Annotated in this window: 6 protein-coding genes; 2 read left to right on the plus strand and 4 right to left on the minus strand. The window is 45.8% G+C overall.

Annotated elements, in window-relative coordinates; genetic code table 11:
• The first annotated feature begins 267 nt into the window (after window positions 1-267).
• Complete coding sequence (locus A1D16_RS06335; RefSeq protein ID WP_290708458.1) at window positions 268-1,455, plus strand: aspartate aminotransferase family protein; 1,188 nt, start codon at window positions 268-270, stop codon at window positions 1,453-1,455.
• A 43-nt stretch (window positions 1,456-1,498) separates the two neighbouring features.
• Window positions 1,499-4,936: a TraB/GumN family protein gene (locus A1D16_RS06340; protein ID WP_290708459.1), complete on the plus strand. Its 3,438-nt coding sequence runs from the start codon at window positions 1,499-1,501 to the stop codon at window positions 4,934-4,936.
• Here the strand turns inward: A1D16_RS06340 and A1D16_RS06345 are convergent.
• The 4 genes from A1D16_RS06345 to A1D16_RS06360 all read right to left on the minus strand — a co-directional run.
• The gene (locus tag A1D16_RS06345) at window positions 4,917-5,393 is read right to left on the minus strand and encodes a RidA family protein (protein ID WP_290708461.1); all 477 of its coding nucleotides are present in this window, start codon (window positions 5,391-5,393) and stop codon (window positions 4,917-4,919) included. The genes A1D16_RS06340 and A1D16_RS06345 overlap by 20 nt on opposite strands.
• A 75-nt stretch (window positions 5,394-5,468) precedes the next feature.
• The gene (locus A1D16_RS06350) at window positions 5,469-6,179 is read right to left on the minus strand and encodes an MIP/aquaporin family protein (RefSeq protein ID WP_290708463.1); all 711 of its coding nucleotides are present in this window, start codon (window positions 6,177-6,179) and stop codon (window positions 5,469-5,471) included.
• Between the two features lie 14 nt (window positions 6,180-6,193).
• Window positions 6,194-7,747 (minus strand): glycerol-3-phosphate dehydrogenase/oxidase, encoded by a 1,554-nt coding sequence (locus A1D16_RS06355; RefSeq protein WP_290708464.1) that lies wholly within the window; start codon window positions 7,745-7,747, stop codon window positions 6,194-6,196.
• Between the two features lie 27 nt (window positions 7,748-7,774).
• Window positions 7,775-8,361: FGGY-family carbohydrate kinase (locus A1D16_RS06360; RefSeq protein ID WP_290708465.1), on the minus strand; the 587-nt coding region annotated here is incomplete at its 5' end.

Here is an 8,361-nt window from a genome sequence, read left to right on the forward strand (position 1 = left end):
CCCCGGTTGAAACCAGGGCTTTTTAACCAAAACCAACTGCTTATGAGAAAAATATATCAGGTTTATTTTTTGTTTCTGAGACCAAGGTATTTTGTTTTTGAGCGCGTTTCCGAAAGCAATCGGCCAAAAGGCATAAAGGATCGTTGAACCGGCCTTTGAATAGCCTGCCTGGGTTGTTCTTACTGTTCAGCCAGCATCCTGCTTCGTAAACCTGACTTGGGCTTATTTTGCTTTTGACTTTTGCCGTTTTACTTTTTACTTTGCAAGGTGAATCAACGTCAATTATTTCTCCAGCATATTGCCCAGACATCGCCGGCTCCGCTTGCGCTTGAAATTATTAAAGCAAAGGGTGCCCTGCTCACTGACCGGCAGGGCAAAACCTATATTGACCTGATTGCCGGAATAAGTGTTTGTAATGTAGGCCACTGTCATCCCAAAGTGGTGAAAGCAATACGGAAGCAGGCCGGTGAATACCTGCATGTGCTCGTATACGGGGAGTTGGTTGAAACACCACAGGTAGCTTATGCCAGTTACCTGGCCGAACACCTGCCGGCCAGCCTTAATTCGGTCTATTTTACGAATTCCGGCGCGGAAGCTACCGAAGGCGCCATGAAGCTTGCCAAAAGAGTCACGGGCAGAACCCGGATAATTGCTTTTAATCAATCCTATCATGGTTCTACTCAGGGGGCATTAAGCTTGATAGGAGATGAATATTGGAGAAACGCTTACCGTCCATTACTGCCGGATATACTGCACCTCAACTATAATGATGCGGCCGTGCTGGAGGAAATCAATCACCTCACCGCCTGCGTTATCCTGGAAACGGTGCAGGCGGAAAAAGGTGTACATGCACCAGATCCGGCCTGGCTTCAGCAGGTACAGCAGCGATGCAAAGAAACCGGCACCCTCCTTATTATGGATGAAATCCAGACAGGTTTCGGCAGAACCGGTTATTTATGGGGATTTCAGGCTTATGGAGTGGTACCAGATATCCTTTTACTGGGTAAAGCACTTGGCGGGGGTATGCCATTGGGTGCTTTTGTAGCCGATAAAGCATTAATGGATCATTTTACCCTGAACCCGGTGCTGGGGCATATTACCACTTTTGGCGGCCACCCGGTAAGTTGTGCAGCCGGACTTGCAGCTATGAAGGTACTGATTAAAGAAAAATGGATTCAGCAGGTTCCGGAAAAGGAAGCCTTGTTCCGGGAATTGCTGCAACACCCTGCCATCACCAACCTGCGCGCTGCAGGTCTGCTGATAGCGGTAGAATTCGAGAGTTTTGCAGTAAATAAACAGGTAATTGATTATTGCATCGAAAAGGCCCTGCTTACTGACTGGTTTCTTTTTGGTGCTAACTGCCTGCGTATAGCCCCCCCGCTGAGTATTTCAAAGAAAGAAATCAGAAAAGCCTGCCGTATTATTTTGGATGCCATCGATGCACAAGGCTTGTAAGCACCGATTTAAGGTAGTATTTTGGTGGGCTAACAAGATTCGAATGATGCGCACCCTGATCCTCTTTATTGCGGCTTTTTCCTTTTCTCTGGTTACCCGGGCACAAGCTCCATCCAGCCTGCTTTGGAGGATCAAACATCCCAACAGCAAAGCGAACTCTTACCTCTATGGAACCATGCACCTGCAGGATAAACGGCTGTTTTATTTTACAGATTCATTGTATGCATCTCTTAAATCGGTGGAGGGGTTTGCCGGTGAGCTGGACATGAATAATATGAACGAAATAGTGAGCTCCTGGATAAAACAAACGGGTAGCTCCGATGAAGCGGTACGTTTTCTGAGAGATTATATCAGCCCTGCCCAGCGAAAAAAATACAAACAGGCACTTGAGAAAAAGTTTGGAAAAAAACTCTACGCCATTACCCTTCAGGAACTGGAAGCAGCAACTACTAACTGGTCTATGGGTTTTCGGAAAGAAGATGATATGCCCACTTTTGTAGATGCTTTTCTGTATGGCATTGCAAGGCGCGAAGGAAAATGGGTGGGCGCACTTGAAAAAATTGACGAGCAGCTCAATGCTGATCCTGCAGGGTTGGAAGAGCAGATAAAATCAGCATTGCTAACAGAGAAAGACAGGAAAAAAATGATTGATCGTTTCGTGGATATTTATCTGTCTGGCAACCTGTACCAGATGCAGGAAATTGTAAACAATGCTGGCGGCAATTACGGCGCCTGGCAGTTAAATCGGCGGAACCTTACCATGGTGCAAAGGATGGACAGTCTTACCGCTGTGCGATCTTGTTTTTATGCGGTAGGTGCGGCACATCTTTCCGGTGATTCTGGTATGCTTCAGTTACTACGTAACAGGGGGTACCAGGTAGAGCCGGTTGTATCAGCCACAAAAATTCCTCCCGATACCTACCTGGCGCATCCTACTGCATATAACTGGCAACTTATTCAATGGGGCGATGGAGATTTCAGTATCCGTATGCCCGGATCGGCTACCAGCCTTGATGGCATGGGCGGATTTCACCAGGCCAGGATGTATTTTGACCCGCTTAGTATGTCTGGTTTTATGTCGGGGTATATTCCGCTCGCGAACAAATCAGCTGCAGAAATTGATTCAGTATGCCGCCTCATGCCTTCTTATTATGCAACGGAAGGAAAATTGTTCCGTGATTCTTCCTGGCTGTTGAATGGGAAAAAAGCCTATGAAATTGAAGCCTCTACAAAAGATGGATTTGTTACAATGGCGGTGCACCCGGTGGCCGGAGGAATTGTAATGAATATGATTTTCTCTATGTCAAAAGCGGGGTTAAAAATGCATAATGCCGCAGTTTTTTTTACCTCTTTTATTGATAAGAAAAAACCATTGCCGCCGCCGGTAAAGGGATGGAGAAGAAAGATATATGCCCGCCAACAATTCAGCTTTGAAGCGCCAATAGAGCTTGATTATTCTTCGCCAAACAGCGATTCTTCCTGGTACAACCAAACGTATTCAGGAACAGATCCGCAAAGCCGTATTTTTTACTCTATTACGGCGATGGAAACGAAGAAGGGCTATTATTCCCGGTTGGACAGCCTTTATTTTCAGGACCTGGTTGACCAGTACACCACCAGTAATACCCATAAGTTACTGCAGCATTCGTTTACAAGCCTGGACGGCTTTCCGGGTATTTCCATGTTGCTGGGAACAAAAGTGGAAAAGGATTCTGTCTACGTTCGGTTTAACGTGGTAAACAGGGGAAACCGACGCTATTCCATGGTGGTTGGTTATTATCCGACCAGGGAGCAGGAGGAACAGGCAGACAGGTTTATAAAAAGCGTGCGGTTCCTGCCTTATGTAGCTTCTAAGGTAGTAGACGGACATCCTGCGTATGAAAATTTTAGTATTCAGTCGCCCGGTATCTTTACAGTAGATCAGTCGGCGGTCTTGTCTGAAGGCTTATCCCGGTTTATTCTATATGATACTACCACGGCAGTAACGCTTCAGATACAAAAAGAGCCACTTAATAAATTTTACCGAACGGCTAACGACAGCAGTTTTTTCAGGGAACAACTGAATGATTTTATTGTGGATACCGATAGTATTCTTCCCTATACCATTCATGAAGAGCAGGGACAGCGCTCTGTAGAGGTAACGGTTAAAATGGAGGGTACTCACAATATTCGCCGTATAAAACTATTGGCAAGTGGCGATACACTTTATTCGCTTTCAGGTATAATGTCTCCGGAAATAAGCCAGGCAGCAGCCTATCAAAAAACGTACAGCTCTTTTAAGTTGTTATCGCCTAATAAGAACCAATACACCAGGTCCAAAGCAAAATTGGTGTTTAATGAGTTGCTCTTGCCTGATTCACTGGCATTTGAAGAGGCGAAAGCTGCCCTGGAATGGGTATACATCGATTCTGCTGACCTTCCAATGCTTCAGGAGGCGTTGCTGCACCCGATGATCGATTTCAGCCAACGTGCTTCCTGTGCGCACGATGAGCTGATTAAACGGGTATTGGAATTTAATAATGCGCCAACCATTTCGTTTATTCAGAAAGTTTATGCAGGGTTAAGGGAACGAAATGCTGAACTGCAATACCCCCTGCTTTCGATATTGGCCAGAATGTATACCAGAGAAAGCTATGAAGTGTTGGAAGGGTTGCTGAAATCCGGGCTTCCTGTAGCCGGCAATGCCGGTATTTTATATGGATCAATGAAAGACAGTCTTGAGCTTGCAGGCACTATCATTCCATTTATATTGGACAACAAAAATGATTCGTTATTAAAAAAGATACTACCGGCATTGGTCTATGACCTGAAGCAAAGAAACGAGTTAAGTGATGAAGCGTGGAGAAATGTACAACCGGCTTTATTTTATCTGGCGGACGAATATAACCAGGAACAAAAGGCAGAAAATCTGGAGTTGCCCCTTTATTTCGACGGCCTGCTGGATCTTTTAATTAGTTATGATGATGCCGGAAGCAGGCAGCGCCTTGATAGCTTTGCTTTACACAAGAACCTGGATGTTCAGTATTCTACCTTTATTGCGTTGCTGCTTCGCAAAAAACCGGCGCCCGCGCAAACCATTCAGCGCCTTGCTGCAGATCTCTATTACAGGTCCAGGGTTTGGGAGGAGCTGGAAGATGCGGGTTTTGCCAAATCGTTTCCGACCATCTTGCGGAATCAGAAAAGTATTGCTACCTCTCATTTGTTCAGAAAGATCTGGAATGAATCGGGTGAAGCAGATCTTCAGTTTATTAAAGAACAAACAAGGAGGATAGCGGGAAAAAAACAGAAGCTATACCTATTTAAAGTAAGTTTTAAAACGGAAGACGGCCAGGAAGAATACCTTGGGGTGGCCGGACCTTATCCGCTTAAAGGTAAATTGCAGGCCACACCCGGAGCATTCAACGGTGTTTATTACGCTAAAATATTTGATGCCGCGGCTATAAACGAGTTATTGGAAGCCTTTATTCAATCTCTACAATAACTTCAACTTCCACAGCTATATTATTGGGTAAGGCATGAAAACCTACGGCTGATCTTGCATGTTTGCCTTTTTCACCAAAGATTTCAACCATGGTGTCGGAATAGCCATTCATTACTTTGGGTTGTTGAGTAAAACTGCTTTCACAATTTACCATACCCAATACTTTAATAACCCGTTTTACTTTTTTCAGATCGCCTAAATAATCTTTTAATACGGCAATATGGCTAAAGGCAACGGTTCTTGCTGCTGCATACCCTTCTTCAATACTCAGGTCTTTACCTACTTTACCGGTAATATCCTTTCCATCGGGTGTAGTGGGGCCTTTGCCGGATAAGTATACCAGTTTTCCTGTTTGAACAATATTAACGTAATTGGCCACCGGTTTTGAAACGGCGGGTAGTTTAATACCAAGCTGGGCTAATTTTTCTTCCGGACTCTGGGCGGTTGCTACTGACATAATTAGAAGGAATGATAGAAGTTGAAAAATACGAACCATGGAATTACAGTTTAGCTATATGATCGTTTGTGGTGTTTAGAACAATATTTTATACAAGGCTGCCGCCAGGAAACTGCCGGCTATGGGACCTGCAACAGGTACCCAGGCATATCCCCAATCACTGCTGCCTTTCGGTCCTAAAGGTAGGAGGAAGTGTGCAATACGCGGGCCCAAATCCCTTGCAGGATTAATGGCATAACCGGTAGGGCCGCCAAAGCATAACCCTACCCCCAATACCAATAAGGCAACAGGCAGGGCATCGAGCGATCCAAGGCTATCCGTAGGCGCTATTATAAGCAGTACCAATAATAAAAAAATACCGGTCGCAATTGCTTCCGTTAGGAAATTACTGAAAGGTTTTCTGATGGCCGGACCGGTACTGAACACCGCCAGTTTTAAGCCCTGGTCTTCAGTATCATAGAAATGATCTTTGTAACAGAGCCACATAAGTACTGCTCCGGTGAAGGCCCCTGCAAGCTGTGCCAGGATATAAAGCGGAACATCTGCCCAGGGAAATTTACCCGTTAATGCCAGGCAAATACTGACAGCAGGATTCAGGTGGGCTCCGCTGAATTTTGAAACGGCCAAAACACCCAGGAATACAGCCATAGCCCATCCAAATGTGATAACAATCCATCCGCTGTTATGGCCTTTAGATTGTTTCAATAATACATTGGCTACCACTCCATTTCCAAAAGCCAGCAGAATAGCGGTTCCAACAAATTCGGCTAAATAGGGGTTCATCATATAACAAGCGGGGTTTATTTGGCTAAGTAATTGGCGGCAATACTACAAAATGCATCGATCTGTTCCTGCTCCCATTGCCGGTCAAGATTGCGTTCTGTTGCAATGAGTTGAGCTACCGTGGTAGCGGCTGTAATTGCCGCGCCGGCATTTAGTAAAATTGCCCTTGTTCTTCTGGATAAGGCATCGTCTACGGTCATGCACATTTCTTCTCTGACGGCCCATATAATTTCTGCTTTGGTATAGGGAAGGTCTGGATGAATTTTCGTAGCCCAGTCTTTATTTTCTTTGGATAATTCCTGGATTTTTACCCAGTCTGTTCCATAATAATATCCATGATCGGTATAATTCGGCACTTTCATTGCACCGTGTATGGGCAGTTCGGCGGTAATACAGGGCCTGTCTTCGAGTTTACCCTCCTGGATAGCAACCCGAATAGCATCCTCCGCCATTTTCCGGTAGGTTGTCCATTTGCCGCCAGTAATGCTGATCAGCCCGGATTCACTAACTTCAATAAAATGATCTCTTGATAATCCGGAAGTACTGCTGGCATTCCCTTTAACGAGTGGGCGCAGTCCGGAAAAAACGGCCAGTACATCAGATCGCTGCGGGTCTTTTGCCAGGTAAAGTTTGATATTGTCGAGAATGAACTGGATCTCCTCTTCTTTTGCAATAGGTTCCATACTGGGTTGTGCTACCGGAATATCGGTAGTGCCGATAATGGTATGCTGGTGCCAGGGCACGGCAAATAAAACCCTTCCATCGGAGGTTTCCGGAATCAGAATAGCGGTATCACCGGGCAAAAATTTTCTGTCTACCACCAGGTGAGTGCCCTGGCTTAAAGATAGTACCGGCTCCTTTTTCGGATCATCTGCTTTTCTTAAATGATCTGTAAAAACCCCGGTTGCATTAAAGATGCAGGAGGCTTTGATGGTATAGTTATCACCGCTTAACTGATCAATAACTTCCAGGGCCACCAGTTGATTGTTTTCTTTTATCAGCCGGCCGGCTTTCATATAGTTGAGCAGAACGGCACCTTGTTCTGCGGCTGTCTGTGCCATATTAATGGCCAGCCGGGCATCGTCGAATTGCCCGTCATGAAAAAGCACACCGCCTTTTAATCCTTCAGGGTCCAGGGTGGGGGCTCTTTCCAGGGTTTCTTCGCGCGATAGGAAAAGAGAGGGTCCGAGGCCAAGATCACCGGCCATCCAATCGTAAATTTTTAGGCCAAGTCCATAAAATGGGCCCTGCCACCATTTGTAATTCGGGAGCAGAAAGGATTGATTTTTTACCAGGTGTGGGGCATTTTTACGAAGCCTTCCCCGTTCTTTCAAGGCTTCCATTACAAGTTTTACATTTCCCTGCTGCAGATAACGTACCCCTCCATGAACAAGTTTGGTAGATCGGGAGGAAGTTCCTTTGGCAAAATCGGCCTGCTCAACCAGGATGGTTTTAAAACCGCGGGAAGCCGCATCAATTGCAATTCCCAGTCCGGTAGCACCTCCTCCTACAATACAGATATCCCATTCAGAAGTATCAATAAGCTTGTTTATCATTCCGCTACGTACCATACAAATTATTTTTCGTTTAAATCAGCGCTATGTTTCATTGGCCCAGGCAATACTTGCCTTAATGGCTCTTTCCCAGCCTTTTTTGAAGGGAAGCATTTCTTCCGGGCTGCGTTGGGGTTGGAACTCTTTGGCAGCTTTCCATTGTTGTTGAATATCTGCTGTGCTTTCCCAGTAGCCTACCCCTAAGCCAGCCAGGTAGGCAGCCCCTAACGCAGTTGTTTCGTAGACCTCTGGCCGGATTACCGGCACCTGTAACAGATCACATTGAAACTGCATCAGCATGTTATTGATCGTGGCGCCTCCGTCCACACGTAATTGTTGAATGGGTAAACCGGCATCTGATTCCATCGCTTTCAACACATCCATGGTTTGGTAGGCAATGCTTTCCAGGCAGGCCCTTGCAATATGATTGCGGGTGGTACCGCGGGTTAAACCGAATACGGTGCCGCGGGCATGTTGGTTCCAGTGTGGCGCTCCCAAACCGGCAAAAGCAGGCACCATGTAAACGCCGTCTGTATTTTCAACCCGGTTGGCCAGTTCTTCAATTTCGGAAGAGGAGCGAATCATATGCAAGCCATCCCGGAGCCATTGAACTACAGCACCTGCTATAAAGA

The organism is Flavihumibacter sp. CACIAM 22H1 (assembly GCF_001601815.1).
In the GTDB taxonomy this organism is placed as follows: Bacteria; Bacteroidota; Bacteroidia; order Chitinophagales; family Chitinophagaceae; genus Flavihumibacter.